The organism is Croceivirga thetidis, from assembly GCF_012272815.1.
GTDB classification, from domain to species: domain Bacteria; phylum Bacteroidota; class Bacteroidia; order Flavobacteriales; family Flavobacteriaceae; genus Croceivirga; species Croceivirga thetidis.
This window is the reverse complement of the sequence record NZ_JAAWWL010000002.1, coordinates 506,291-532,410: the sequence shown is the minus strand read 5'-3', so window position 1 is coordinate 532,410 and position 26,120 is coordinate 506,291. Positions and strand designations below refer to the sequence as shown.

Sequence of the window (26,120 nt, the reverse complement as noted above, 5' to 3'; positions counted from 1 at the left end):
TGGTTGCATTTCTTATTTTGCCCATATATTCTAAACTAGAGTCATTCTTTTTAGTTCGATAAGCATGTTCTAAGTATCATTCGAGTTTATTTTCCAAAATCAACAAATCCGTATTTGATGAATCCCATAATTCCGTGATATGAGGTGGTACTGGAGTAAATGAATAGGTGAAAGAACTTAGTATGATGTCTATATCACCATCCGAATCGATATCGCCCGTATCCATAAGAAACCATCGCGCAGAGTTCGGGTTATGCAGAATTTCAGGTTGAAATTGAAATTGTTTTGAATTCAAGTTTTTAAGGTAGATAAAGGTCTGCTCAGGTTTGTTTTCATAATCCGGAAAGGTGCTGACAATACCGAAATCAATATCACCATCATTATCAAAATCATCTGCTACAACTCGAGTAGCACCATACATTGGGAAAAAATAACGTTGTTCGAATTGATTGCTGCCGTCGTTCAAATGAATTCGAAGACCATGATATGGCTTGTGCGTATAGGAATAATCTGCATTATCTCCATTTACAGTAATAATATCGTCAAAACCGTCTCCGTCGAAATCAACTAATTCAAACCAACTACTGCCATAAACCGAACTAAACTCCAATACCTTGACCGCTTCAAATTTTAAATTCTCGCGCTGATAAAAAATTGTGAGTCCTTCATAAGCCTGGGTACTCATAACAATAATATCATCAAACCCATCAGCATCAAAATCCTTTATCTCAGCTTTGACCACACCAGGAAGATTCAATAAGACCCTGCGTTTATACTCAAGGGAATCATTTTGATGAAAGAGCGAGAATTTTCCAGCACTATTTCCAAATTCTGAAATTAACACCTCTTGCTTACCGTCTTTATTAAGGTCTAAGATTTTATGAAAAACCGGTCTATGAAGACTTTCAATGCTAAAAGCGGTGTCAGCACCTTTCAACAAACTGAATATTCCTTTGGTTCTTTCTGAAGGATCTAGAATCCCAACTTCTGATATGGCATGCTCCGTGTCTTTATTTGAAAACCACGTAACCGGGGAACTTCCAGAGAACAAATTCGAAGTTTCTTTTTGATTTGGATTGTAGGTATTGACTTCGCCTAGGGTATTCCCTAGAAGAATGGTTTTTAAGGAATCATCAAAATCCATGAAGGTTGTATATGCACCTTCCTTGCTTTCTAAGGTATGGGCAACTTCCTTAAATTGACCCTGCCTTTGAAGTACCCTTTTAGGTATCGAGTTCATTTCTTCTGGAGCGTTGGCAATGATATATTCCGAGAGCAAAACCCAATCCATTAATTTGATTTTTGGCCTAAATACGGAATCAACAATATTAGGGTCTTGATACATCTCTTCTATTTGCATAAAATCGGCCATCTTAGGAAGCACACCGTTTTTCCAAACATCCTTGGGTAAATCATTAATTTCTGGAGCCAAATGGCAAGACGCACAGTATTGGTTGAATAAGGCAACTTCTCGCTGTGGTTTTTCTTTTTTACATGCCGAGAACAGTATAAAAATTAGGAATAATACTTGTTTATTTAAGATGCGCTTTAATTTAAAAGTATGGGGCATGAAATACTTATCTTTAATCGCTATAAAGTACAATATTTACCTCTTTAATATGAAATGGTTTAAACGAATTTTACTCCTTCTTATCCTTTTAATTGCTGTAGTTGTATATCTCAATTATCCTAAATTAAATATCATTTCGGGCTATGCTTCAAAATATATGGCATCTAGTGTAACAATCGGTGGACATTCTCCGGCATACATCAATCAAAACGACCTAAAAATGCCTTTGATTGAATTGGCAACTACCGAGTATAGTGAAGATGGGGCATCAGCTGATGTTTACGGACTACTTGAGAGAAAAGCCATCGATAGAAATGGACTTGGCAGTGTTTTGGTCAATGCAGATTATAAGGAAGATCAAAACTACCTTCAACCTAATAGAAACAAAAAATTTGATTCCTTGCCTTATCCTATGGGGCAGCTACCTCCCAAAGATTCACTTTTCCCAGAAATAGATTATAGCAAATTGGAAAAGGCAATTTCATTGGCATTTTCAAATCCGGAAGTTCAAAAAACCAGAACACTATTGGTTTTGTACAAAGGACATTTAATCGGCGAAAAATATGAAGAAGGATTTACAAAAGATACTCCGATACTTGGTTGGTCAATGACAAAGAGCATTCTTGCCACCTGTTATGGCGTATTGCAAAACCAAGGTAAGATTAATATGGACTGGCCAGCACCTATTGCTGAATGGAAAGATGATGAACGAAAAGAAATTACCCTGAACCATTTATTACGCATGCAAAGTGGTCTGGAATGGAGCGAGGATTATAGCGGTATTTCAGATGTAACAAAAATGCTTTTTTTGGATTCTGATATGACCAAAGCCCAAAGGATTAAAAAGGCCATTGCCAAACCGACAGAGATTTGGAATTATTCTTCTGGCACTTCCAACTTATTATCGGGAATCCTGCGTCAACAATTTAGGAGCCATCAAGAATACCTTGATTTCCCCTACGAAGCATTAATTGATAAAATTGGAGCCCATAGTATGATAATAGAAGCTGATTTGGAAGGAAACTATGTTGGGTCGAGTTATGCATGGGCAAATACCCGCGACTGGGCACGTTTCGGACAGCTATATTTAAATCAAGGCCTTTGGAATGGTCAACAACTTTTTGACAAGTCATGGATTGATTATATAGCAAAACCCACGACAAATTCAAATGGTACCTATGGTGCTCATTTTTGGCTGAATAATGGAGAAAATTATCCTGATGTTCCCAAAGACATGTATTCTATGAATGGCTATCAAGGACAATACGTATTTATAATTCCATCAAAAGAAATGGTAATTGTACGTACTGGGCTGGCCGAACCTCCTGCGTTCAATGCAAATGAAGTATTATCTGGGATAGTATCTGCAGTGGAATAAGCAATTATCTTCAGTAATAACGTATTTAACTTAACTGACCACAAGAAAGAGTGGCTTCACAACATTAATTTCCCTTACGAGAGCTCTGGTAGTACATTTACAGTGTAATAATCAAGCAAGTAAATTTTTTCATTTTCATATAGTGTTCTCGTAAAGGAGCCTTGACCAAAAGTCAGGGCTCTTTTTATTTACGGTAAATTGTGTTTTTTGGGTATGTGACTTTTTTTAGAATATCGTGTCAAAACCATAAACGAGAACAATGAAAAAACTCATTTACACCATAGCACTAGTTGGATTTGTATTTACCACTACGTTTGCTCAAGAAGAATCCGCATCTGTTGACTCCTTGCCCAAAACAACTGTTACAGAACGAATTGAAAAATCAGAATACCAGTTAAAACTGGAGGAAAAAGAAGCACGCAAAACTGTAAAAGCCCTAAAAAAACAAAACAAGTTGGAACGTAGTATCCTCCGATTAGAAAGTGATATACGCACTGATGGCATAAAACTTGAAAAATTGAACGAGCGCCATAACAACACACATAATAAACTTTCTGATGTCGATCGGGAAAAGTTGGAGCTAAAAATGGCCAAGTTGGAAATGCAATTGGCTAAAAACAAAGAAAAACTCAGAAAACTGAGAAAGAAAGTGTGATTTTCATTTAGATTGATTTTTTTGATTGAAGAATGGATTCCCCAATTAGGGAATCCATTTGTTTTTACCGAAATCGGGTTTACGTTTTTCCAAAAACGCATTTCGCCCTTCAATAGCTTCGTCGGTCATATATGCAAGTCGTGTAGCCTCTCCTGCGAATACTTGTTGACCAACCATACCGTCATCTGTAAGATTCATAGCAAACTTGAGCATTTTTATTGAAGTGGGCGATTTTTCCAAGACTTCCTGTGCCCATTGATACGCTGTTGCTTCCAATTCTTCATGAGGGATAACGGCGTTTACCATTCCCATTTCGAAGGCCTCTTGAGCTGAATAGTTCCTCCCTAAAAAGAAGATTTCACGAGCCTTTTTCTGACCTACCATTTTAGCCAGATAGGCCGAGCCATAGCCTCCATCAAAACTGGTCACATCAGCATCGGTCTGTTTAAAAATTGCATGTTCTTTGCTGGCTAGGGTCATATCACATACAACGTGCAAGCTGTGTCCACCTCCAACTGCCCAACCCGGCACAACTGCGATAACGACCTTAGGCATAAAGCGGATAAGACGTTGCACTTCGAGAATATTAAGTCTATGATAACCATCTTCGCCTACGTAGCCCTTATGTCCACGAGCCTTTTGGTCTCCACCGCTACAAAATGCCCAACCGCCGTCTTTTGTCGACGGTCCTTCACCAGATAAAAGCACCACTCCTATTGAGGTGTCTTCTTGTGCGTCATAAAAGGCTTTATAGAGTTCACTTGTGGTTTTAGGTCGAAACGCATTACGCACTTCAGGTCGGTTAAAGGCAATACGTGCCACACCATCACATTTTTTATAGGTTATGTCTTCAAATTCTATGGCAGTTTGCCAATTGGGAGATGTACTCATAGGTTTTACTCAAGTATTATGGTTTGATTAAAGATTAAATAAATGATTACTGCCGCTGCTATTGAAATAAGGTTACCTACAACAAAATAATCGTTGTTCACCTTGTTCTCTTTATCACTTTCAAGTCTAGTACCCAATTTAATGGCCCCGAATAGAACCAACGCGCTGCCCTCAAAATTTGTTAGTAATAAGAAGGTCAAGAATATTCGCTCTAAAAATCCTTTCAGCCAAGAGGTGAATTTTTGTTGAATGGTCTTTCCCGAATTTTTTGGATCTAACCATTTTGAAACAGCGTAGAATACGATAATCAATAGTACTTCTACGATTATCCAATAGAGTATTTGGTACTTTAAGTCATGCATAACCGATTATATTGAAAACGAGTTGTTTAATGATATTGTACTCTTCCATTCGCAATGACTTTCGTTTTTTCCATGCCCCGGATCGCGTTTTATAGAGTCCTATCTTTTCCAAATCTTTGTAATCGTTGTATTGCAGGAATGCAGCAATAATATCGTATTCCGATGTTTTCCACTCACTTTTAATTGATTGGTACAGTTTAAGGCACAATTCAAGTTGGTGGTCTTGTGGTGTGTTTAAATCAATAAAATAGTTATCTCCTGTCTCTTTGGTGGTTTTTAGGGCTTCGCGAGCTTGTGTTAATCCTGAACCGTACATTTCATGCGCAATGACAGTATTTATTTCAGTGTCAATTTCACCATAAATTGCTGAATATCGTAATTTGAACGGATATTTTTTTGTGATGATCTGCTCTTCCATGAAAAAGAGCATTTTGATTAAGGTGATGGTATCTGCAACTACACCTTGAAACTCATCTCCCAAGGTTATTGTCAAGGGTGAAAGGATTTTTTCTTTGAAGTTTTGGTTTGTTTGATCAATCAATTTTCTAAAATCCTTCATGAAATCTTTTCTTTTGTCAATCTGACTACTAGAAATGATATCTGCCATGATAATATGATACTTAGCTTCCATTTATTTCCTATTTATGGAAAAAATTATTTTTTTTCCTAAAAACGGAAACAATATACAAAATTTCCTATAAACGGAAACTATCTGGGTTTTAATCGAGTGAATTACCAAAATTTAATTCTTGTAAAAACAGTAACTCCTTAAGCTTTTAGTATTTTTCACTGATGACCTATGATAAGACGCTTAGAAGGGCAGCCAACAATTACCCAAGAATTTCAGATTTGGCAAAAAAAGCTAAAAAACGTATGCCCAATGTTGCTTGGGAATATCTAGATTCTGGAACTGGAAATGAACAATTATTGGCTCAAAATACCAGAGCTTTTCAAAGTCTTCGCTTTTATCCCAGGTTTTGCAAAGGGGAATTGAACGCTGAGGCAACCACAACTTTATTCGGAAAATCTTTCGCCGCCCCCATCGGTATTGCGCCAGTGGGGCTTACGGGCCTTATGTGGCCAAAAACCGAACTGTATTTAGCAGCAACGGCACATCGAATGAACATACCCTACTGTTTAAGTACGGTAGCCACAGAAACCCCTGAAATCATTGGAAAAGAAGTAGGCGGGAATGGCTGGTTTCAATTATACCCTCCAAAAGACAGGGAGGTTCGAGATTCCCTTTTAAAACGTGCGTCAGATGCAGGCTTTCATACGCTTGTCATAACAGCTGATGTGCCAATGGCCAGCAGACGTGAACGCAGCAAAAAAGCTGGATTGGCCATTCCACCTAAAATTACCCCAAAATTGATTTGGGATGGTATGAAACATCCCTTATGGGGGTGGCAAACCCTAAAACGCGGACTACCAAGATTACGCACAGTAGAACATTACACCAACACAACCGATATGAAATTTACGAGTGGTTTTGTTGGAAACCGTCTGGGAGGAACCTTGGATTGGCAGTATTGCGCTGAGGTCAAAGCAACTTGGAACGGCCCGGTTGTACTAAAAGGTATTCTACACCCTGAAGACGCAAAAAAGGCAATGGAAATAGGGCTTGATGGAATTTATGTTTCAAACCATGGTGCAAGGCAGTTCAATGGCGCAGTTACCGCCATAGAAGCACTCCCTGAAATTGTAAAGGTCATAAAAGGTAAAATACCCATACTGTTTGATAGTGGTATACGAAGTGGACTCGACATAATGAAAGCACTTTATTTAGGTGCGGACTTTGTTTTTGCTGGTAGACCCTTTATTTATGGGGTGGCTGCTCTAGGAAAGTATGGGGGTGATTACACGGCTAACCTTTTAATAGATGACTTAAAAAATAATATGGTGCAATTGGGATCGAAAAACCTTTCAAAATTGCGAGAGGCGACAATGATAATGATATAATTAGATTCAGTATCAATTTTATTTTACCTTAGACATACCTCTCCCCCATTAATAATATCAACATGGGTAAATGGCACATTTCTTTAAAAAATTTCGTAAAAAGTTCTTAGTTGAAAATCGAATTTCCCGATATCTATTATATGCCATCGGAGAAATAGTCTTAGTAGTACTAGGAATATTAATTGCCATTCAGATAAATGATTGGAATCGAGATAAGAACCTTTACCAAGAAGAATTAGAAAGTTACAATCTTATTATTTCTGATTTAAAACGCGATTCCATACTTTTTCATAATTATAAAATTACCTACGATAGCTTCTTAGACGGCTATTTTAAAATAAATAAAGTATCTCAAAACCAAGGGACTTTCGAAAATGTTTTTCCTGACTTCATAGCTATGAATGCAGAGTTCAATCCTGTAACCCAAGACAATCATCAAAAAAATATAGATAAGCTTCGAAACAATGAAATAAGGGTAAGCATAAACAAATATTTTCGTAGAATAAATCAGGTAAAACATGCTAGGGAAGAATTTAATGAACTGATTACCAAAGAATCAAGGCCATTTTTTTTGGTTGAACAAAATATTTTAAAAAATGATGTCGTCTTTAATTATGAAAATAGGACCTTCCCTCCTTTACTTCGAGTTTCCACCATTGATACGGCAAAATTCAAAGAATCCTTGAAACAGTCGAAAGCAATATCTCTTTTATCGGAATTAAGAATGTCTATGGGTTTTTATTTGGCGGCTTTGGACTTCGCTATTATAGAAAATCAAGAATTGATAACTGAACTAGAAAATAGAATTCATAATCATTAATTCTTTCTGTTTTTCTCTTCAATCCATTTGCCCATATATTTTGCAGCTGCCATTGTTTGGTGCTGTAGCATAGTACCAATAACATTATAAGACCGATGATCTACAAGACTTTCCTTAATTCCCTCGATTCTTGTCATAAGGCGTTCCATTAGAAATTCTTTGTTGTAATGTTCATTTATTAGTTCAATACCATTTTTTTGTGCTTGCAGCCAATCATTTTCATTATTGCAGAGGTCAACGGCTTCTTTTGCAAAATTCTGCGGATTATTGGCGATTTTTCCGGGCCATAACTTGAAATCACCCATTCCCTCTACCCCTATATTAGTTGTAATCGACGGGGTTCCGTTTTGCATGGCATCGATTAGCTTTCCTTTAATCCCTGCACCAAAACGTAATGGCGCTAAAACAATTCTGCTTTTTTGAATGACTTGATTTAAATTATGGGTCCATCCATGAATCAGTAGTCCTTGAGCTGGATTGTGCAATTGTTGCACCATTTTGGGTAAATATGCTCCATAAATATGCAAATTGCTTTGAGGCAATTTTTTTTTAATTGTTGGCCAAATTTCTTCTATTAAATAATGAAAAGAATCAATGTTTGGGGCGTGTTTCCCATTTCCGAATGAAATAAAATCTTTTCGTTCTTTGAATTTTGGAAACTGATTAATCAAGGATTCTGAAACTTTGTCGAGCAAGAAAGGAAGATGAAGTAGCAGTTCTGCCCTAACTCCAGTTACCTCCTTAAGTAATTCACGTTCATAGGTGGAAACCACTAAGGTTAAATCAGAACGAAATATACTGGCCAATTCCCTTTTGGTTTTATCTTGTTGCAACCACTTGAGTATGGACCACTCCTCCCCTTTTTTAAAACACAACTGTCGCGATTCCCGTAAGGAATGTAAATCTTCCGTATTTAGAATTAGAAGGGAATCAGGGCAGATTTGCGCAACGCGCCACCCAAATTGCTCTTCAACCATAAAACGGTCAAAAATGACAACCTCAGGCTTTAACTGAGAAACGAATCCATCGAAACTTGCATCATTAAGTAGAATACCAACTTCCTTTATCCCTAAATCTGAAAGAGTCGCTGAAAACTCCGTTTTGGTTGCAGTTGAAGCAAAGGTTATATCATAATCGAAGGCCAAAAATCCTTCTAAAAGTTGCATCATACGGTTGCCGGCGGCTGTTGTTTTAGGCTCTGGCCAAACATGACCGATGACAAGCAACTTTTTCACATGTTTATTTTTTAGAAATTAATTGATTCAATTTCAATTACAAAACCGAGAACCTTCACAATCAATTCGTTCTCACATTAAAATTTTAAACATGCCCTCGGATTAAGCGATTTTATAAAACATCACTATTCATTTCAACTACATAAGTTGGGCAAACTTTTTTGAAATACTGGATCGTAGTTTTCGCTCGTAATCTTCCTCTAGCCACTCCTTATAGTTCTTAGTATTGTTCATAATACAATAGGAATACTGCCGCACCCTGAACGCAATTTCTTCTTTAAGTTCTTTGGCCAGGATACGAGCATCAAATACATCTTCGCTGTTTTCAACGCAAATTTGGGCATGCTGTTCAATACTGCGTTCCAATACCAATTTTGATTTTTTTCCTTCTGCAAAAACCTTTTTGTATTCTTCTTTTATATCAAAGTTGACATTTTCTGACTTACTGAATTTTTCACGAAGTTCAGCAGGCATTTCATATACAAAGTCACGTTCAATGTCTTCATCATTTTTGATGTTCTCAAGATAAAAGTCCGGAAAGTGAAATATCTCTTGCCAATCAACGGGTTCATCCCAAGGTCCAAAACGGGCAACGTTATTACCCATATCAATTACATTGAATTCTTTCTTATTGGGCAATACACGAGAACCTCGGCCTATCATTTGAAAATAGAGTGTCAATGATCTAGTTGCCCTATTCAAGATAATGGATTCTACTGTGGGTTCATCAAAACCGGTTGTGAGGATACTTACCGAAGTTAAAATTGCATCAGGAGTTTTAGAGAACCATTCTAGAATTTCTTTTCGTTCGGTTGCAGTATTCTTATTGTCTAAATGGCGTATGTCGTAACCGGCTTTCTTAAAAGTTTCATATACATAATAAGATGTACTGATACCATTATTGAAAATCAAAGTTTTGGTGCCCTTGGCCACCTCTTCGTATGCCGTAACCAGTTTGCCAAGCATTGATTGGTTACTATACAGTTCGTCTGAAGATTTTACGGTATAATCACCATGAATTCCGAGTTTTAAACTGCGAAGGCTAACATCATAGTTATACAGGTTGGCCTGCGCCAAAAACCCGTTTTCAATCAACGATTTAATTGACTTTCCAACAATGAGTTTCTTGTAGTGATCCTTAAGGGGAAGTTTAATATTTGAACTCAGCGGTGTAGCGGTTACCCCCAGAATAGTTGCCTCATCAAAATATTTAAATAGTTTTCGAAACGAGTTATAATGAGCCTCATCAATTATCACGAGGCCGATATCGTTAATCTTAACCTTTTCTTCTTGTAGTCGGTTGTTCAGCGTTTCAACCATCGCAACAAAACAAAAATACTCGTCTTGATCGATGAGTTCTTTTACTTCACTGTTGATGATTTTATTACTTACACCAAAATTGTGTAGCATTCTAGAGGTTTGACCACTCAATTCTATTCTATGGGTCAATACCACTACTTTTTTTCCAGTTTGTTCAATAAACCTGCGAGTGATTTCGGAGAAAATCACGGTTTTTCCTCCGCCAGTGGGTAGTTGGTAAAGTAAATTTGACCCCGTTGGCAGCTCTTTGAGAACTTCAAAGATTCGCTCCAAGTCCTTTAGCTGGTAATCGTATAGGCTTTTTCTTATGGTCTCTTTTTGAACTTGCAAAAACAGTTTTTTAGGTTAAGTCAACTAAAAATAAACCTTACAAAATTAGTCGAAATATCCATTCAAATATTGCTGATGAAGGGATTATTCATTAAGATTCTATCAACAATTTTTTAATCGAATTAAACCTTTGGTTGTCAAGCATGTAATAAAATTTTTATAAATCGGAAAGCATCCATTTGGAATTTTGGGTATAAAAATGTATCATAACTACTTGTAAGAACTAAAACTAATTACTTAATGAGGCAGTTAAAAATCGTCAAGCAGGTCACCAATAGGGAATCGAAATCTCTGGATAAATACCTTCAAGACATTAGTAAAATAGAATTGATAACCGCTCAAGAAGAAGTTGAACTGGCCCAACGAATCAAAGCAGGTGATCAAATTGCCTTAGAAAAATTGACCAATGCCAACCTACGATTTGTGGTCTCTGTTGCGAAGCAATATCAGAACCAGGGACTCAAGCTATCTGATTTAATAAACGAAGGCAATGTTGGTTTAGTGAAAGCCGCGAAACGCTTTGATGAAACAAGGGGTTTTAAATTCATCTCATACGCCGTGTGGTGGATAAGGCAATCTATTTTACAAGCATTGGCCGAACATTCTCGAGTAGTACGACTACCATTGAATAAAATTGGCTCCATAAATAAGATTAAGAAAACTTTTTCCTATTTAGAGCAGGCGCATGAGCGGCCGCCTTCAGCAGAAGAAATTGCACGCGAATTGGATATGACCGTCAGTGAGGTTAAACTTTCGATTAAAAACTCGGGAAGACATGTTTCTATGGATGCTCCCTTAAAAGAAGGAGAAGATTCCAATCTTTATGATGTTATGAAGGCTGGTGAATCACCCAAACCCGACAAAGATCTGATGCACCAATCGTTGACAACAGAAATTAATCGTGCTTTGGATACGCTTTCTCCTCGTGAAGCTGATGTTGTGCGCTTATACTATGGAATTGGAGAATATCCATCAATGACATTGGAAGAAATAGGCAGTACGTTTGATTTAACAAGGGAACGTGTAAGACAAATACGTGAAAAGGCGATTCGAAAATTAAGGCACAGCTCTAAGAGTAAGATACTTAAGATGTATCTAGGGTAAAATGAAAAAGGGGAATTTTCTAACGAAAGTTCCCCTTTTTCTGATAACACTTAAACTTAAGAACAATTCAATTGAGAGATATTGTAGTTCACCAATATCTCGTTCAAATTTCGGACGAAATTCATGTATGCCGTATTTTCACTGTTTTGTCTTTCCATAGTGGGTCGATTTAGGATTTGGGGCTTATAAGTAATCTAACTCAGCTAATTCATTCAAGCTAAGTATCTCATTCAATTCTTGTAAAAATGCGAGGTACTCCTCACCGTAGGTATCGTACAACATAATTGGGTAGATTAAGATTTTAATTTGGGTGTGTTCATATATAACGTAAACTTATTCCGTTAGTTGTGCATTTTCAATAAAATGATGTGAAATCCTACAATGCTGTTGTCTAGTAGGAAATGATGAACACAAAACTAGAAGTTAAACCTGTATTGAAGGCCTATGGTGGCCGAATGAACAAATTCGTTCGGCAAGAAAGGTACTTCCTGCCTTGAAAGGTTCAATGAAGTTGAGATGGCAGCTTTTTCATTTTTCCCTGTAAATTGATAGGAAAGATTAAGGTTAAAAGAACTTAAGTAAACAAGGGATTCCGCTAAAAGCCGGTCGCCATTGAAGAATTGATTGTTTTCGGCATTAATGCCGTAGGATAGGTTAACGCCTAAAAAATTCTGTGCGTCTTTTAGGTACTTACGTGCCACAAGGCTCCCAGCAAAACCAAAATCATCATCGGCATATGAGACATATGGACGCAATGAAAAGTAATAGTTACCTGAATAAATGCCATATGAAGCCGTATAGATAAGTGCTTGTTGGTCTGTAAAGTCTAAATATCTCAAACCTAATGAGGTCTCCATTGCTGAAGGCAATTGCAAGTAAACTTCACCTCCAAATCTATGTTTTGGAAAAATTGTTGCGTTTGAATAACCAACATTAAAATAACCATGAAGTTTCTTCGAAAAACGAGGGTAATAGTCCAATTCAAATTGTGTCCCTTCCAATTCAAATCGATTCGCATAAGTAATTCGAGGTAAAAAAGCACCAATCTTCGTATTTCTTTGATATTCGATTGTCGTAGCATAAAATGGCTCAAAATAGTCATCAAAAACTTGAACTTCAGAACGAACTCCAATTGCATTTTTAACGATTTGAGTACTATTCTCTGCTTTAAGTATTTCGTAAATCTCTTGTTCGCCTTCGATTTTTTTGATTGCACTATTTCGTAATGACTTAATAGCTTCATCTTTTGGAAAATAGTCCAAAGCCTTATTCGCCAAACCTAAAACCAAATGATACCTTTTGGCATAGAGCTCATTTTTTATGGTCGCAAGCCATAATTCTTGGTTATACTTTTCTAAAGAAGTCATTTCATTGAAATACTTTCTTGCAATATCATATGACTTGTCCCAACTTAATGTTTTTGCAATCAGAAGTTTGGCATCTAAATGATTCGGATAGTTTTCTAGAATTTTGTTGAGGGAGTCACGTGCAATTTCCCTCTTTCCCTCAAATGCGAGTTGTCTTGCTGCAAAATAGGTAGAGTCAGGATTGAATTTATGAACACCTTGCCCCTGCCCCATAATTTTGGTCGACATCAATAGAATTAATACAAACAAGAATCTAGTATTCATCAAGTTCAAATTTTAACGCCGTTACTTCATTCAATATTTTTTGGTCTTTAAGGCAGCGCTGAACCTTATCATCCAACTCTATTGAGATAACATTATTTTCCTTCATTTTTTCATAGATCTCTGCAGCCAATCTTTTGTCCTTTGCCCAGTAACAAACATCCAATGCAGCGGCATAGGAGTCATGGTATTTAGGATTGTTTGCCATCGCATCCTTCAGAATTTCAATAGCTTTATTGTATTTGTTGTTCCATGCGTAAATGCGACCTTGTAGAATCATGGCATCAACATGATTGGGAACATGATCAAGTATATACTGACTCAACAGTAGTGCACGTTCCGTATTGCCATTATGGGCTAAATCGCGAGCTTTTTCATAGGCCTTATCAAAATTCTTCCCATTGAAGACACTTGAAATCCAAACGAGTTCCTCATTGGAATATGAACTTTTATCCTTTCGAAATACCATTAATGAATCTGGCAAAACCTTGTTTTCTTTAAGAACATATTTATGTGCAGCATTGAAGTTCTTGACACTTGATTTTAATTTTCGCTTGGTTTCACCGTTCGATTTATTTCGAAGTTTCATGTCCTCCCCTATTTCGTAAACATTACCAGAGCTGTAAAAATCGTTTCCTTGTATAAATTCTTTGGCGGTTTCTGAGTTTCGGAATAAGGGAATTTTCTTTTCCTCAGTTTTGGAACACAAGCCCTCTCCAAGAGCAGTAATCATTGACGGACTCGATGGATAGGCCTTCTCTTTAATCATGGACAATATCGATAGGGCTATATCGGTATGCGCTGTAGTATTTGAGAAAACCTTTGGAGCTTTCACAGCATCTCCAAAAATCATCAATGGTATTCTATAATCTTGCAAATCGTTTTCGGACTTTAAAAATGGCGCATTCTGAGTACCCGTAATAATATAAATGGTTTCTTCATGTTCCTTTGTTTGATTGCGCTTTTCGATAAAATATCGAATGGACTCATCAGTATATAGCATACTGGCAAAAAATGATTTTTGACGCTTAATATTCCATTCTGCCGCATTGGAAAAGTATCTGTCATCTAGAATGTGTTCCACCTTTGAAATGTATTTTTCCGAATTAGGAATTCCGCCTGAAACAGTACTTAAGTTCAAGAATAATTCAAACTTTGGTTTTGAACTGGGAATGTAGGTTTCTTCCCATTTTCTGAAAAGTTCACTATCTGGATATCCCTCTACAATTCCATTATCATTAGTTGGCGAAAGACTGTAGCGTTCATCAAATTTGGATTTATCAACAATGAGGTCTACCCTATCTCGATACAGGAACTTATCCATTTGAAGAAGTGAATTGTTTCCTCCATAATAGTAAGCGGTTTTATAACCTCTTTCCTTTAAAAGTCCAAATAATGAATTTCGATTTAACTGGTTGACTTCTTCGTTCTCATCTTTCAGACTAGGTAAGGAAGCAACTAAAGACGTTATCGAGCCTTTGGTATCCAAAGCGTTTGAAAGGTGGTTTTCCCAAATCAACGACTCTTTTGAAAGTTCGTTTAAAAAGGGAGTAAAGGCTTTAAATTGTGCTTGTGGTCCAATAAATTCTTTTCCCAAACCTTGAATCATTATGATTACAAAATTTGGATTACCACTTTTTAAATTGAAATTCTTAACAAAGGAGGTGTCTGCAATTGCAGGTTTTAAAAATGGGTATTCTTTTTTGCCGTCGTACGTGTTTAGTTCAATTTTTTCTTGGACCAAATCCGTAACGAACAATTGAAATTTGTTCTGGTTAATAGGTTTTTTGGTTGTAAATAACATACCAAAAAGCATGATGAATAAGACAATTGTAAAAGGAAACATTCTCTTTAAAATAGAACTTACCCAATTGAATTTTCTTGACAACAATCGAAATGAATAGATTAAGAGAACGAGGCCCAACATGAATAATAACCAATGGCCGGTACTTATATCTAAGTCTTCTAACTCAAATTCACTCCGGTATATGAAAGGGATATGCGTTTCTGCATATATCAATGTCAAAAATTGCTCTGTAAGTAAAAGCGATATCAAAACCAGTGCGACGAATCTCTTACCATAATTGTGCTTTTTACCTTCTAGAAATTGATAAGGCCAGAGCAGACCAAGACCAACTACGGCAGTAAAACCTGTTTGATTGATAAAATGCAACCATAGACTTTGATTAATGACCCTGTCAACCAATCCATCCATATATAAGTGGATATGTTGAAAGACAACCAATATCAATAAACAACATTGAAAAGCAACAATCTGTTTTGCGTATTGGCCTAAACCATTTTTAGCGCTATGTTTATTTTCAACTATCATGAAGCCTTGCTAAATCCTTTTCTGGTCATAGAGCCCCAACCAGATTGAATATTAAAGAGTTTCTTATAATTTCCCTTAACCGATGACCAAACAACAATCGGATGAAAAACAATAGGTTCAATAAGAGCGCACAACACAAGTATTAAAATATCCCTTGGCCTTGTATATTGTTTATAGGAATAAGTATCCCACAAAATGGCATATAGGGAAAACATGACGCTGTAGGAATAAATACAGAACGTTATCGCAACAAAAAACTTCCAATTTAGAATTCCCAAAAAGTAGAAGAGTATTATGGAGAAAAAGCCCAAAAACTCAAGAATAGGCGCTAACCATTCGTAAAAAAACCAGTAGGGATAACTGAGTAGTCCTAGCCTACCAAATTTCGGATTCAAGAACATGTCTTTATGCTTTTGAAGGGTTTCGATATTACCCCGAGACCATCTGTCTCTTTGCTTTACAAAGACTTTTAAGTCTTCAGGAACTTCAGTCCAACATAGTGGGTCTGGAATATACTCTACGTTGTAAGGCAAGTTTTGTTCATGCATATAGCGGCGCATACGAAAAACTATTTCCATATCCTCACCAACGGTTCCTGTATCGTAGCCCCCTATTGCATTGGCTATTTCTCGATCAAAGAAACCGAATGCCCCTGAAATTATTAATAAACTGTCGATACGGCCCCAGGCCATTCTACCCAAAAGGAAAGAACGGGTATATTCCAATAACTGAAACTTTGCCAACCAATTTTTTGGCAGGTTGATTTGCTCTAATTCACCGCCCGAAATTATACATGAATTTGCAACACGAATTACACCTCCAACCGCAATTACCCTTTTCTCACTTCTTTGAGCGAAAGACTTTACTACATGCAAAAGGGCATCTGGCAATAACAAACAATCAACATCAATACACCCCACATATCTACTAGTTGAAAGTTGAACTCCTGTGTTTAGGGCATCAGACTTGCCACCGTTTTCTTTATCGATGACTGTAAGCTTACCAAATGCAGGTATTTCTGATTTATAAATTCCTCGTATTGGTTTGGATTTCATATTTGGATCCAAAACACGTTCAATTTTCACTAAACTATAGGCATCAATCATTTTTTGAAGGGTGTCATCCTTGCTTCCATCATTCACTACCATTACTTCGTAGTTTACATATTGTAAGGAGAGTAACGAACGAATGTTTTCGACTATGGTCATGCCTTCGTTATATGCCGGGGCGATAATCGTAATTGAAGGTGCCAATGGCGATGCCATTACCTTTGATAAATCTCCAAAACTGTTCTTGTTTTTATAGTGAATGGAATTTCTTGTAGACAGATACCCCATAACAGTGAACATTGAAAACAAAACTGTAGTAAACACCAGAAACAAGACGTTTACGTACTCTAGAACCAATTCAAAAATGCCGTTATCCATTATAAAAGCGTTTTAAAGGTTTTTGAAGCTGAATAGGAATTTCTTCCAGTTCAAACTCAGGTTGTATTTCAATGAGCTGCCCAGGACTGGAAATACCTATTTCTTCATTTAGCGATAATAACTCTAAAGGCATTTTGTTGTGGTCATTTCTAGCAAGGCTTTCCTCGAAATCATGGTTTTTTTGTAAAGGCTCCAATTTAATTACCTCTTCTTTCGAAAGTCTTTCTTCTATTAATTCTAAGGTCTCTTCAATCTTTTCTACTAATTCATCCTCCTGATTTACTTCTAAAAGTTGTTTTAGGAATACTGTTTCCTTTACATCGCCAATTGAAGAAATTTCATTTAGTAATAGTAGTTGGGATTCCAAGTCTGCTGCATGTTCAAAAAGTTTAGAGAATATACTCTGTTCACTTCTCGTTAAGGAGTCAACTTTCTTTTCTTCAATATTTTCATCTGGTTTTGAGGAACTTTGAAGTTGCTTTAATTTACCAAAGGCCCTGAATCGCAATTCACTGTTTTCTTCAAGGTCAACAATGGATTCCAATAAATATTTTTCACGGGCATCGCCGTAACTGACTATTGAGTTCAAGAACTTTTCACGTTCAGCATGGTTCATTTTTTCATATCGGATTTCGAATTCTTGTTTATCAAAATCCTTTTCAAAACCTTCCTCATTAGCACTATTAACAAGACCTATATGATTTTCAAGAGAATGGTTTGATTCACCATCCAATAAATTCAATTCGAATTCAGGAAAGATTTCATCTGTCTTATCGCCGCTGATTGGATTTTCTGTTTCTGTTGATTTTTTCGGATGCTCTACTACGTCATACACCTCAATTTCAGTGAATTCAATTGTTGAACGCATTATTGGAGAAATTCCATCCCCTGGTTCTACCTCAAATTCAACTTCTATTTGTTGGTGGTCTTCTGTAATCACCAATTCTGAGTCCTGCGTTAATTTTGGACTATCAAATGACTCAATATCTTTGGTTGGTAGAACTGAATCAGGCCGGATTATATTTATTGCACCCAATGCTTTGCTCTTTACTTGGTGATTCGTGACCCTATCCTTAACTTCTTCAAGAAATATGAGTTCACTAACAGTACCCAAACTGGCAATTGTATCAAGCAATTGAATTTTGACTTCGTTACTAGCGTGCCAAAAAACCCTTTTTATCGTTGGCAAACTTGACTTGAAATTGAAATCTCGAATACAATTAAGCGCTGCAATTTTAATTTGATCGTTTTTATGTTTAATCAATTCCACGATAGCCCCCTCTGCATCACTTTGATTGTAATGACGAATTAAACGAAGTGCGAATAGAACAACATCATTATTCTCTGATAGCAGCCAGAACTTAAAAGCGGGTGGGACAAAATCTGAATGGTTTCCTATAGCTTCAATTAATTTAAGCTGTTGCCATTCACTTATTGGATGTCTTGAATTATCCAATATGTGCTTAATTCCTTCTTGTTTAAGCTGAACAATTGCAATTTCAGCTTGTTTTCGAATTGTTTTTCTCTGATCCTTGCAAAGTTTGGCAATAAGGTTGTAGGATTCTATGACTTCCATTTGGGTTAATTCCAATATACCCTGAGACACAACCTCCCATCGCCAACTTTTCAATTTAGACATGGCATCGTGATGCAATTCCAGTTCACGATATAGATTCACCAAACGTTGACGTGTTTCACCGGAGACATCCTTTTGTAAATCAAATAGAATAGCAGTCAAAGCTTTTTTGAATGCTGAAGCTCTAAGTTTTTCCCTAATCCTAATTTTCAACTCCACAAAATGACGCTGTTCATCAATTGGATCATCATGACTGTGAAAAAGAAAATTACTAATGACAGGAGCCAATTCGTCGCGGGTTGTCTTGCTGCCCTTTTTACGATTTTCGGACAATTTGCGATAACCGAAAATTGCCAAAAAATACAAAGCACCCAGCAGTACAAAGAGCAAGGTTAAATCCCAGAGGAGATTGGTATGTAGGTTTGGTGTGTCGATAAAGTAGTTAGATTTGGGATGTTTGGTCTTAGGTCATCTTATGCACTTCTTTTTAGTTCTTTGGTTATTCGCGCCAATAATTCAGTAGGACTAACTGGCTTAGGAACAAAATCATTAGCTCCCATTTCAAATGCACTTAAAATATTCTCATCATTGGACGCAGAAGAAATCATGATAATAGGAACATTGGATTTCAAATCGTTACGAACATAGTCAACTAATTCAATACCCGAGAAATAGGGCATCATTATATCACAGACTATGGCATCAGGAATACGTTTTTGTAGATTCTCCTTTACAGATTTTCCGTTATGGCTTACACAGACATCATAGCCATCTTTACGTAAGCGATAATCAAGCAAGGATGCCAACATTTCGTCATCCTCTGCTAAGAGTAGTTGTTTGGTTTCCAAAATTTTATGCCTTTAGCTTTAGTTTATTAAATTCTAGGTCTAGTTTATCTTCAGTTTTGGGATATAGTTCAATAAATTCATCAAAAAGAAAGGAGATCGTTTCGATATCCTGGCCTTCTTTAGAAATGGTTGTCATTTTCGTCGTTATCTCAGTCAAATGGTGTGCCTTTACCATACCAAGACAGGATTTTACTTTATGACATGCAAAATCCACACCTTGAAAATTTCCGCTTTGCAAATGAATCCTTGTTTCACCAATAAATTCCAATATGTTCTTTTTGAAAAGACTTACTAATTCTTCTAATAGCGAGACTTGCCCTAAACATTCTTGCTTTAATGGTTCGAGGTCAATAAGATTAGGCTCAGCTGGATTATTTTCAATAGCTATTTTGTCGTCAATAGTAGTTTGTTTTTTAACTACGAGATGTGCTATCTTTTCTTTTAGAGCTGCAGATTCATAGGGTTTCATTAAAAAATCATTAATTCCTACTTCAGCTGATTTCTCTTTATCTGCTATGGTAAAATCCGCTGAAATCGCTAGAATTGGTATAGAATTGATATTTCGTAGATCATTCTCCCTTATCTTTCTAGAAATTTCGAATCCGTTCAAAACAGGCATTCTCAAATCCATTAAGAGAATATCGAAATTGTTTTTTTCAAGTAATTTCAGACCATCAAGACCGTTATCGACAATGGCAATTTCACAGCCCCAATTTTCAAGTTGATTTTTAAACAGCCTTTGGTTTAGGGTGTTGTCTTCAAAAACAAGCACCTTTTTACCTTTGATATCAGAGCTAGATGAATCATTAAGTTCTGTATTGACAATTTCATGCTCAAATTCAAAAACGGTCTCAAAAGGAAGATTGAATTGAAATGATGTTCCTACACCTAAAATACTTTCAACTGAAATGGAGCCTCCCATTTTCTCAACAATCTGTTTCACAATGCTCAAACCAAGACCAGTACCACCAAATTTTTTGGAATTTTGAGGCACTTGATGATAGGTATTAAAAATATTGACCAATTCTTCTTGGGCAATGCCAATACCGGTATCTCGGACGACAAAGTCTAGTATGGCCTTATTATTTTGAATAGAGTTTAAATAAACAGCCAATTCAATACGTCCACTATCAACGAATTTGATTGAATTGCCTAAAAGATTTAATAGAACTTGAGAAAGCCTAGAGGGGTCCCCTATCAACTTTTCTGGAATTGAATCTTCAATTTCAATATCAAATTGAATGTCCTTTCCAATAATTAGTGTTTCGCTTAAAAATTGGAGTTCACTAATCAAGTTTTTTAAGTTGAACTGATGTCTTTCGAATTTCTCTTGCCCCGCCGCTAGTTTCGAGTATTCGAGCAATTCATTTATTATGTTCATTAAGCTGGAAGAAGCTGAGTTCAACGCATTAACGATTTCCTCTTGGGTTGGATTCAAAGTCGTTTCTTGAAGCAGATCAACGAATCCGATAATTCCATTTAAAGGAGTTCGAATTTCATGACTAACATTGGCAACGAGATTATTTGCTTCTTGATGAGCCTTGTTTAAAGCAATTTCCTGCTGTGATTCGCTTAGCTCAACATCAGGGAAATTTATGTTATTTTCCAACTTTTCCTTGAAAACTTCAAAACGTAATTTTAATTGATCAATCTGAGTACCATCGACAGTATCAGACGATATTTGCTCTATCTCTCGTCCTAATTGATTCAATTGTAATTGTAGCTCTGTAATTTCCAAATCTTAACTTTTCTAGAAGGCTTTAAATTTGTAAGAAATAACTTATTTTCTTTAAATGCCTGATTTCTTTTGAGTTAAAACTCTTTATTTGACGTGGTATGTGCAATAAATTGTTACCGGGCTTCCCTATTTTGTTGTATAAGTTCTTTTTTCGTAGGTGAAGCTTTTTTGATGCTGTAAACCCACCTGGTTTGTAGGCTTCAAAAGAAAAATTTGTGCAAACAGGATTTGTATCACATTTGAATCAAAAGTGAATCATATTGGAAATTTTAACTTCTAACTTAAACTTAAGAATGAGTTTAGATAAACCAACTAATTATATTTCAAAGTTTTAAAGAAATACAAATCACAGCTAGGTTATTTTTTTCCAGTCGATAGAGCGGCTTCTTTCTCTGCGGCTTTTGCCAATCTTTCTTCAACAAACTCCACTTTAACTTTACCATGGGGCTTTGGTTTGCCATTCTCATCTAAGTTTACGAGAATAACATTGTCAACAGTGACTATTGGGTCTTGGGTCATCTTATTTCTTACTTCGCAATTTAAGGTCAATGATGACTTGCCGAACTTTATAGCCTTAATCCCAATTTCAATGACATCGCCAACAACTGCGGTACCCATAAAGTTCACTTCAGACATGTATTTGGTAACAATGCGCTTATTCTCCAATTGAATCATTGCGTACATAATTGCTTCTTCATCAATCCATGACAATACCTGACCAGCAAACAAAGTTCCATTGGCATTTAAATCTTCGGGTTTGACCCATCTTCGAGAATGAAAGCGCATCTGTAGTGTTTTTACAATTCAAAATTATTTAGAAATACGATTACGGCCATTAGGAAGATGATTGTTGCTAAAAGAATTACCGATTATTAAAAATTGTTAATCGTAAAATAAAATTTTCTTAATCATAGACCTGCAACGTTGAAAATCGAATAATTTAAGGCAGCATCAATCTAATCAACAACTAATGAATATTGAAACTGTAACAGAATTTTATGCAGACCCGACTTTTACAGTATTTAAATTACCTAAATGGAGGGCTTACTTCTACAAATTTTTATCGGTTAAACTTTGGGGGAATTTACCCAGTATATTTCAAAGAAAAATTTCAGCTTTATATAGTCAGGTTTATGAATCACGGCTGAGTGCGTATTTGATAAGACCTTATGTTGATTTTTTTTATGAAGATGAGCTTTATCTGGAAAAATTCATACCACCCAATGGAAAAATGAATTACGACAATTTCCAGGATTTTTTCACGCGTCAATTCAAAGAACGACCTGTAAATTCAAGCAATACCGTTTGGCCCTGCGAAGGCTTACTCTGTGATAACGGTAAAATCAAAAGCATTTCTTCTGCTAATATTAAAGGAGATATACGCGAAGTTGATACCATTTTTGGTTTGGAAAATGGCAGCATTCCAGCAGAATACCATTTTACAAACGTGTTTTTACACAACAAAAATTACCATCGTATTCATGCACCGATAACAGGGACAATAACTAGAATACAACACATACCTGGTGACCTAATAGTTCTTAGACCTTGGATTTACAAAGAAAACCAATCCTTGCCGGCCTTTAGAAATGAGCGCTATAATATTGATATTACCGACACCGCAGGTAAAGTATGGTACCTTTCAATTGTTGGTGGACCAGCCGTTGGCACCATTGAGTTACCCAACAACATTCGAATAAATGAAAAAATCAATAAGTTGGATGAGTTGGCCGTTTTCCATTTAGGTTCCACTTGTTGTATGGCATCGCCCTTAGCTCCCAGATTCCATGAAAAAGACTGTTTTGTTGAAGTAGGCTGCACTTATTAGTAAAGATTACCATCAGCATTTATGATTTATGCGTATTGAATTAGTGTGGCGAAACTTAATTATTGTAGTCTTCGAATTAAACCCTCTGCACAACGCTGATTACTTATGGGTTACTAAAAGAATATAAAGATTTATCAGCAAACATTTCGATTGTTCATATAACAGTTAAAAACTATATTCAAAGTACAATGCCGTCTTGCTTGATATAGCTAATTTTAGAAAAACTACCATTATGGACAATAGGTCATCCCACCTCAAACAGATTCGTCCAGTCCTTGAAACGGCAAAAGTTAATTCCGAGACTTCAGACGAAGAATATTTTCAAAACGTCACACTAAGACCTATCATAAAATTTCAGAATGACCTCTTAACAGCAGCTTTCAAAAATTATATTCGAAAGCACAAGAATAAATTTTACGAATTGAATCTTGAAGCCCGTTTGCAATACATTGAACGTTCAATTCAAAAGGATATCAAATTTCGTAATTCCCTTAAAGGAATGGTTATAGGTCAATTTACTGTCGAAGAGTACCTTACCTACATTGAAAATTCTTCGGCACTAAACAAACGTATGATGAATATGGTCATTGAACGACTAAAAAGCCAGGTACAACTTCTGGAACCTGATACTTTAGTCTATTAATGATTCCCCATTTAAATTAGTCGTTAGAATACTACTCATCAAATCAAAATAAGGTCGAATAGCTTTAAATGATGTATCGACCTCTTCTAAAAAGTCTTTTGAAAAGACTTCTTTATCTGAAAAATTACGGACGAATATGAATTGTTTTCGTTTAATAAGGTCGATATTAACATGTTCTTTATCAAACCCTTTTGGTGCTGTTTTGACTGCATCACCTTGAAGTTCTCCCCAAATTTTTTTAAAACTTGGTTCGTAGATGGTGTTCCTAAATTCATCTGCATCAAGTTCAAACTCTTTGCGAATTCTTAAAAGGTCCTCTTTGTTCGGGTCCCAAAATCCAGTTGCAACAAATGATTCACCTGGTTTTAACCTTAAGTAGTACCCACCTCTTCTGCTTGCCCCTGCTCTTGATAACGAACCTGCAAAGTGTGCTTTATATGGCGTTTTGTCCTTTGAAAACCTGACATCTCGATAAATACGAAACATTTTTACCTTTTCAATTTCGTCATGTCCATCAAGTCGATTTTTTACAGCAGTGTAAAATTCCTTTATACCAGACTCATGGGTCTTAAATTCAGTTTTGTGGGCAGAAAACCATTCACGATTGTTGTTGTCTGCCAATTTTTTTAAAAAATCAAACGAGGCTTTTGTAATGATGGGATTGTCCATACGATTAAGAAGGATAATTTATGCTAAAGTTAACCAATTGTGGTAGTCCAAATAACTACTTTTAACATGAAGACGAAACAACCTAACAAGAAATGGACAGGCAGGAAATAATCAGACAATTAAAGCACCATAAGAAACAACCCTACTTAGACTATAGATTAAAAAGAAAAACTGAGGAATTTACAGATAGGCTTTTCTACACCCTTTTTGATATCAATACAACTGTTGAGGAGAACCTTGAATTCTTGGCTCTGGATTTTAACGAACTGGTCGATTTAGCCTGCTGGGATACTGTTAGGCCATGCACAAAGGTTTGGGAACGATATTTAGCTGAGTTACCCATTATACTTGAAAAATTAAACTTAGATGCAGAGGCAATTCGTGATTGTGACCCGGCTTCTTTATCTATTGAAGAAGTCTATATGGCTTATCCTGGGTTTTATGCAATAGCCATCTATAGGTTAGCACATTTTCTATATCAAGAAGGTTTTCCGATGGTTCCCAGATTAATGACAGAGTATGCACACCGGCAAACTGGTGTTGATATCAACCCTGGAGCACAAATTGGCAACTCTTTCTTTATAGACCATGCCACTGGAGTCGTTATCGGAGAAACCGCTATTATAAAAGACAAGGTTAAGATTTATCAGGGAGTAACACTTGGTGCTCTTTACGTTGATAAAAGTTTACAAAAGACGAAGAGACATCCGACCATCGAATCAAACGTCACGATTTATGCTAATGCTACTATTTTGGGCGGTGAAACGGTTGTTGGTGAAAATTCAGTTATAGGAGGAAACGCCTGGTTAACCTCCTCGGTTCCTCCGAATTCAACTGTTTTTCATACGCCTGAAATTAAAATCAAAACCGTTTCAAATGCCTAAATCAATTTTAGACTTGATTGGAAACACACCAATGGTTCAATCTAAAGTATTGAACAGCAATCCTAACGTGAAGTTATTATTCAAGTTAGAGGGCCATAATCCTGGTGGAAGCGTTAAGGATCGTCCGGCATTGAATATGATAAAAAGTGGATTGGAACGAGGCGATTTTGATAGAAATTCCAAATTAATCGAAGCAACCAGCGGCAATACCGGTATTGCGTTAGCTATGGCGGCAGGTATTTATGGATTGAATATTGAATTGGTTATGCCGGAGAATTCTACACGAGAACGTGTGCAGACCATGCAAGCTTATGGTGCAAAGGTTATTTTGACACCTGCGGAAATCGGAATTGAAGGCGCAAGGGACTACGTTATGAATAAAGTTTCCAACGATGGATATGTGATGTTAGACCAATTTGGAAATAACGACAATTGGAAGGCCCATTATCAGACTACCGGTCCAGAGATTTGGAAAGATACCGAGGGGGAAATCACCCATTTTGTAAGTAGTATGGGTACTACAGGAACCATAACAGGAACCTCCACCTATTTAAAAGAAAAAAAATCTGATATCAAGATAATTGGTGTGCAACCCGAAGAAGGTTCTCGCATACCAGGTATACGCAAATGGTCACCAGACTATGTTCCTTCTATTTACGATTCAAAAAAAGTTGACGAAATTAGATTCGTATCTGAAAAAGAAGCAATTCAAATGTCACGAAAACTAGCAAGTCAAGAAGGTATTTTCTCAGGAATAAGCAGCGGTGGAGCGGCAACAATAGCATTAAAATTAGCTTCTGAAATTGAAGAAGGAACAATAGTTTCAATAGTTTGTGACCGAGGTGATCGTTATCTTTCTTCAAAAATTTTTTAAATTGATTGTTCTGCATTCAAACATAAAAAAGCCCCTTTGAAGGGGCTCT

General features: G+C 36.4%; 23 protein-coding genes. 9 read left to right on the top strand and 14 right to left on the bottom strand.

Features of this window, described 5'->3' with window-relative positions; translation table 11 throughout:
• Positions 1 to 76 precede the first annotated feature (76 nt).
• Entirely contained in the window at positions 77 to 1,570 is a 1,494-nt protein-coding gene (locus tag HCU67_RS10100; protein WP_168552505.1) for an FG-GAP repeat domain-containing protein, read from the bottom strand.
• Between HCU67_RS10100 and HCU67_RS10095 the strand changes: the two genes are divergently transcribed.
• The gene (locus HCU67_RS10095) at positions 1,569 to 2,948 is read left to right on the top strand and encodes a serine hydrolase domain-containing protein (RefSeq protein ID WP_345890708.1); all 1,380 of its coding nucleotides are present in this window, start codon (positions 1,569 to 1,571) and stop codon (positions 2,946 to 2,948) included. The genes HCU67_RS10100 and HCU67_RS10095 overlap by 2 nt on opposite strands.
• A 259-nt stretch (positions 2,949 to 3,207) precedes the next feature.
• Complete coding sequence (locus HCU67_RS10090; protein ID WP_168552504.1) at positions 3,208 to 3,603, top strand: hypothetical protein; 396 nt, start codon at positions 3,208 to 3,210, stop codon at positions 3,601 to 3,603.
• A 45-nt stretch (positions 3,604 to 3,648) separates the two neighbouring features.
• On the opposite strand, the gene HCU67_RS10085 is transcribed toward HCU67_RS10090, so the two are convergent.
• The 3 genes from HCU67_RS10085 to HCU67_RS10075 are packed head-to-tail and all read right to left on the bottom strand — an operon-like array spanning position 3,649 to position 5,487.
• Entirely contained in the window at positions 3,649 to 4,494 is an 846-nt protein-coding gene (locus tag HCU67_RS10085) for a 1,4-dihydroxy-2-naphthoyl-CoA synthase (RefSeq protein WP_168552503.1), read from the bottom strand.
• A gap of 5 nt (positions 4,495 to 4,499) precedes the next feature.
• A complete protein-coding gene (locus tag HCU67_RS10080; protein WP_168552502.1) occupies positions 4,500 to 4,856 on the bottom strand; it encodes a hypothetical protein in 357 nt (118 codons plus the stop codon).
• Entirely contained in the window at positions 4,849 to 5,487 is a 639-nt protein-coding gene (locus tag HCU67_RS10075) for a SatD family protein (RefSeq protein ID WP_168552501.1), read from the bottom strand. Before HCU67_RS10075 ends, HCU67_RS10080 begins: the two co-directional genes overlap by 8 nt.
• 161 nt (positions 5,488 to 5,648) lie before the next feature.
• Here HCU67_RS10075 and HCU67_RS10070 point away from each other — a divergent pair, with 161 nt between their 5' ends.
• The gene (locus HCU67_RS10070; RefSeq protein ID WP_168552500.1) at positions 5,649 to 6,815 is read left to right on the top strand and encodes an alpha-hydroxy acid oxidase; all 1,167 of its coding nucleotides are present in this window, start codon (positions 5,649 to 5,651) and stop codon (positions 6,813 to 6,815) included.
• Between the two features lie 70 nt (positions 6,816 to 6,885).
• Positions 6,886 to 7,635: a DUF6090 family protein gene (locus HCU67_RS10065; protein ID WP_168552499.1), complete on the top strand. Its 750-nt coding sequence runs from the start codon at positions 6,886 to 6,888 to the stop codon at positions 7,633 to 7,635.
• On the opposite strand, the gene HCU67_RS10060 is transcribed toward HCU67_RS10065, so the two are convergent.
• Together HCU67_RS10060 and HCU67_RS10055 are read right to left on the bottom strand one after the other, a co-directional pair.
• Complete coding sequence (locus HCU67_RS10060; RefSeq protein ID WP_345890707.1) at positions 7,632 to 8,870, bottom strand: glycosyltransferase; 1,239 nt, start codon at positions 8,868 to 8,870, stop codon at positions 7,632 to 7,634. The two genes, HCU67_RS10065 and HCU67_RS10060, sit on opposite strands and share 4 nt — an antisense overlap.
• 138 nt (positions 8,871 to 9,008) lie before the next feature.
• Complete coding sequence (locus HCU67_RS10055) at positions 9,009 to 10,520, bottom strand: DEAD/DEAH box helicase (RefSeq protein ID WP_168552498.1); 1,512 nt, start codon at positions 10,518 to 10,520, stop codon at positions 9,009 to 9,011.
• Positions 10,521 to 10,760: 240 nt separating this feature from the next.
• Between HCU67_RS10055 and HCU67_RS10050 the strand changes: the two genes are divergently transcribed.
• The gene (locus tag HCU67_RS10050; protein WP_168552497.1) at positions 10,761 to 11,624 is read left to right on the top strand and encodes a sigma-70 family RNA polymerase sigma factor; all 864 of its coding nucleotides are present in this window, start codon (positions 10,761 to 10,763) and stop codon (positions 11,622 to 11,624) included.
• Between the two features lie 416 nt (positions 11,625 to 12,040).
• Here HCU67_RS10050 and HCU67_RS10045 read toward each other — a convergent pair whose 3' ends face one another.
• From HCU67_RS10045 to HCU67_RS10015, 7 genes are all read right to left on the bottom strand, one after another.
• Positions 12,041 to 13,255 (bottom strand): YaiO family outer membrane beta-barrel protein, encoded by a 1,215-nt coding sequence (locus HCU67_RS10045; protein WP_168552496.1) that lies wholly within the window; start codon positions 13,253 to 13,255, stop codon positions 12,041 to 12,043.
• Positions 13,245 to 15,584, bottom strand: a complete 2,340-nt coding sequence (locus HCU67_RS10040) for a sulfatase-like hydrolase/transferase (protein ID WP_168552495.1) — start codon at positions 15,582 to 15,584, stop codon at positions 13,245 to 13,247. Before HCU67_RS10040 ends, HCU67_RS10045 begins: the two co-directional genes overlap by 11 nt.
• A complete protein-coding gene (locus HCU67_RS10035) occupies positions 15,581 to 17,011 on the bottom strand; it encodes a glycosyltransferase family 2 protein (RefSeq protein WP_168552494.1) in 1,431 nt (476 codons plus the stop codon). The genes HCU67_RS10040 and HCU67_RS10035 overlap by 4 nt, the downstream gene beginning before the upstream one ends.
• A complete protein-coding gene (locus tag HCU67_RS10030) occupies positions 17,004 to 18,875 on the bottom strand; it encodes a HEAT repeat domain-containing protein (protein WP_168552493.1) in 1,872 nt (623 codons plus the stop codon). The genes HCU67_RS10035 and HCU67_RS10030 overlap by 8 nt, the downstream gene beginning before the upstream one ends.
• Before the next feature lie 185 nt (positions 18,876 to 19,060).
• Entirely contained in the window at positions 19,061 to 19,435 is a 375-nt protein-coding gene (locus tag HCU67_RS10025; RefSeq protein WP_168552492.1) for a response regulator transcription factor, read from the bottom strand.
• Positions 19,436 to 19,439: 4 nt separating this feature from the next.
• Positions 19,440 to 21,173, bottom strand: a complete 1,734-nt coding sequence (locus tag HCU67_RS10020; protein ID WP_168552491.1) for an ATP-binding protein — start codon at positions 21,171 to 21,173, stop codon at positions 19,440 to 19,442.
• Between the two features lie 357 nt (positions 21,174 to 21,530).
• The gene (locus tag HCU67_RS10015) at positions 21,531 to 21,959 is read right to left on the bottom strand and encodes an acyl-CoA thioesterase (protein WP_168552490.1); all 429 of its coding nucleotides are present in this window, start codon (positions 21,957 to 21,959) and stop codon (positions 21,531 to 21,533) included.
• Positions 21,960 to 22,143: 184 nt separating this feature from the next.
• Between HCU67_RS10015 and HCU67_RS10010 the strand changes: the two genes are divergently transcribed.
• Both HCU67_RS10010 and HCU67_RS10005 read left to right on the top strand, forming a co-directional pair.
• Positions 22,144 to 23,001 carry a phosphatidylserine decarboxylase gene (locus HCU67_RS10010; protein ID WP_168552489.1) on the top strand — a complete coding sequence of 286 codons (858 nt, stop codon included), beginning with the start codon at positions 22,144 to 22,146 and terminating at the stop codon, positions 22,999 to 23,001.
• A 232-nt stretch (positions 23,002 to 23,233) separates the two neighbouring features.
• Positions 23,234 to 23,644, top strand: coding sequence for a glyoxalase (locus tag HCU67_RS10005; protein ID WP_168552488.1), 411 nt, complete (start codon positions 23,234 to 23,236; stop codon positions 23,642 to 23,644).
• Here HCU67_RS10005 and HCU67_RS10000 read toward each other — a convergent pair.
• Positions 23,633 to 24,313: a DUF2461 domain-containing protein gene (locus HCU67_RS10000; RefSeq protein ID WP_168552487.1), complete on the bottom strand. Its 681-nt coding sequence runs from the start codon at positions 24,311 to 24,313 to the stop codon at positions 23,633 to 23,635. The two genes, HCU67_RS10005 and HCU67_RS10000, sit on opposite strands and share 12 nt — an antisense overlap.
• Positions 24,314 to 24,405: 92 nt before the next feature.
• On the opposite strand from HCU67_RS10000, the gene epsC reads away from it, so the two are divergent.
• Together epsC and cysM are read left to right on the top strand one after the other, a co-directional pair.
• Positions 24,406 to 25,197: a serine O-acetyltransferase EpsC gene (epsC, locus tag HCU67_RS09995; protein WP_168552486.1), complete on the top strand. Its 792-nt coding sequence runs from the start codon at positions 24,406 to 24,408 to the stop codon at positions 25,195 to 25,197.
• A complete protein-coding gene (cysM, locus tag HCU67_RS09990; RefSeq protein ID WP_168552485.1) occupies positions 25,190 to 26,071 on the top strand; it encodes a cysteine synthase CysM in 882 nt (293 codons plus the stop codon). Before epsC ends, cysM begins: the two co-directional genes overlap by 8 nt.
• The last annotated feature ends 49 nt before the right edge of the window (positions 26,072 to 26,120 follow it).